This is a genomic window from Microbacterium sp., assembly GCF_036566905.1.
GTDB lineage: Bacteria > Actinomycetota > Actinomycetes > Actinomycetales > Microbacteriaceae > Microbacterium.
Genome location: NZ_DATCVK010000167.1, coordinates 1 through 2,008 on the forward strand (window position 1 = coordinate 1; position 2,008 = coordinate 2,008).

At 73.7% G+C, this 2,008-nt stretch carries 2 protein-coding genes; both read right to left on the reverse strand.

The annotated features are described in order from the left end of the window. A partial coding sequence (locus VIP82_RS12505) for a UbiA family prenyltransferase (protein WP_331909040.1) occupies positions 1–541 on the reverse strand: 541 nt, incomplete at its 3' end. Beyond that, complete coding sequence (locus VIP82_RS12510; RefSeq protein ID WP_331909042.1) at positions 538–1,782, reverse strand: inositol-3-phosphate synthase; 1,245 nt, start codon at positions 1,780–1,782, stop codon at positions 538–540. The genes VIP82_RS12510 and VIP82_RS12505, both read right to left, overlap by 4 nt. Positions 1,783–2,008: the final 226 nt, after the last annotated feature.

A 2,008-nucleotide genomic window follows, 5' to 3' on the forward strand; every position in this document is an offset into this window, starting at 1 on the left:
GCACGTCGCTGCCCCACGGGTCCTTGAAGAAGAACCCGAACGCGGGAATGGCGCCGCGCTGGCCGTCGGTCGCGGCGGCGGGAACGGCCCGGCCCGCTCCGCCCGCGCCCATCATCACGTCGAGCCCGCGGCAGGCGGCCATCGAGACGGGCCCGAGCGGCGTCGACTTCGCCACGGTGTTGTAGAGCACGATCGCGCCGACGAGCGGCACCGCGACGCCGAGGCCCCGCCGCCCGCCGCCCGCTGCCGCGAGCGCGAGGCCCGCCGCGAAGCATCCGCTCACGACTGCGAGCGCAGTGCCCGCCGACACCCGACCAGAGGGGATGGGCCGCTCGGGTCGCTCCTCGGCGTCGAGCTCACGGTCGGCGTAGTCGTTCAGCGCCATGCCGCCGCTGTAGAGCAGCACCGAGGCCGCGGGCAGCAGCCACTGGCGGCCGGTGAAGCGGGCGCCCCCGGCGTGCCCGCCCGCCAGCGTGTCGCCGATCACCGTCAGCGCGGCCGGCGCGCGGACGAGGTCGAGGAGGTCGGCGGGGGAGGTCATGCCGGGGTCACCGCGCTCTCCGCGGCGGCGCGGACTCGCGTTCCCGTGGCGTGCGCCCAGTCGTGCAGGGCGATCGTCTGCTGCGAGAAGTCGTGCACGTCGCTGCCCCACGGGTCCTTGAAGAAGAACCCGAACGCGGGAATGGCGCCGCGCTGGCCGTCGGTCGCGGCGAGGGCGAGGAGCCGGGCGATGTCGAGGATGAGCGGTGCGGCGAGCATCGAGTCGTACGCGCTCCAGATCGTCTGCATCGTGATGCGCGACGAGAGGAAGCCCTCGGCGTGGATGTGGTCCCAGGCGGTCTTCACGTCGCCGAGGTCGGGCACGTTGTCGATGTGCAGGGGAGCGACGACGTGATCGCCGACGAGGCTGACGAGACCACGGGTCTTGGTCGCGAGCTTGCTGCGCACGGCCTCGGGATCGGCGAGGGTCGCACCGTCGCCGCCGCCGAGGAGGTTGGAGCCCGCCCACGAGAGCACGCGCATGCCGCGAGCCGTGAACATCGGGGCGAGCGCGGTGCGCAGCAGCGTCTCGCCGGTCTTGCCGTCCTGACCGGCGAAGGGGATGCCGCGCTCGGTCGCGAGGGAGCGGATGACGGGCACGTCGATGCCGGCCGACGGGGTGAAGCACGCGTACGCACTGCCTGACTCGATCGCGGCGAGGGCGGCGATCGAGCTCGCCGGCAGCAGGGGCCGATCGGGGTCTTCGAGCGCGGCGGTGAACAACTCGGCGTCGTGGAACTCGACGTGGTCCTCGAGGATCGGCTCCGTCGACGAGATGTCGACGACCACTACCTGACCGAGCCCGTGCCGCTCGCGGAAGTCGGTGATGTCGGCGGCCATGCGGCGGACCGCGTCCGCCTGCGACCCGGTGTGGGTCCTCCGGTCGTAGCCGGGGCGGATCTCGGCGTCGGCGCGATCGAGCGCGTCGTCGGCCGTGGCCACGAAGCGGTGGGCGAGCATGCCGGACTCGACGAGCGCGTGCGCCCGCTCCCGGAGCGGGGTCGCGCTGACGTCGTGGCCGCCGATCACGAGGTCGGCGAACGCCGGCAGCGGAATGCCCGCGAACGCCTCGCCCGCGGTCGTGCACCCGGTCGGCGGCGCGAGCTCGGCGCGCATCGCGTGCAGTCCGACGGCCACCACTGTGCCGATCGAGCCGCGGCCGCCGATCAGCCAGAGGCCGACCCGGCCCTCGCGCCAGGCGTCGGTGCCGGTCGCCGCAGCGGATGTCTCGTGGTGGGTCATGTCGTTCCTCCGTGTGGGTTCGGGCCGGGTCGTGTTGTGACGGGTCGTGTCGTTCAACTCGTCCGCCCCCGCAGGGAACGGGCGAGATCGGTCAGGTAGCGGGCGAGCCGCTCGGGCAGTCCGGCTTCGGCGAGACGGATGCCGCGTGCGACGTGCTCGTCGATCGTGCGCGAGACCGCGGCGCGCGCCCCGGTGCGGGTCACGATGTCGCGGATCGCGGCGGCAT

Bases quoted from the DNA above. Each gene is read 5' to 3' on its own strand.
- VIP82_RS12510 (WP_331909042.1), bottom strand. From the start codon at position 1,782: ATGACCCACCACGAGACATCCGCTGCGGCGACCGGCACCGACGCCTGG.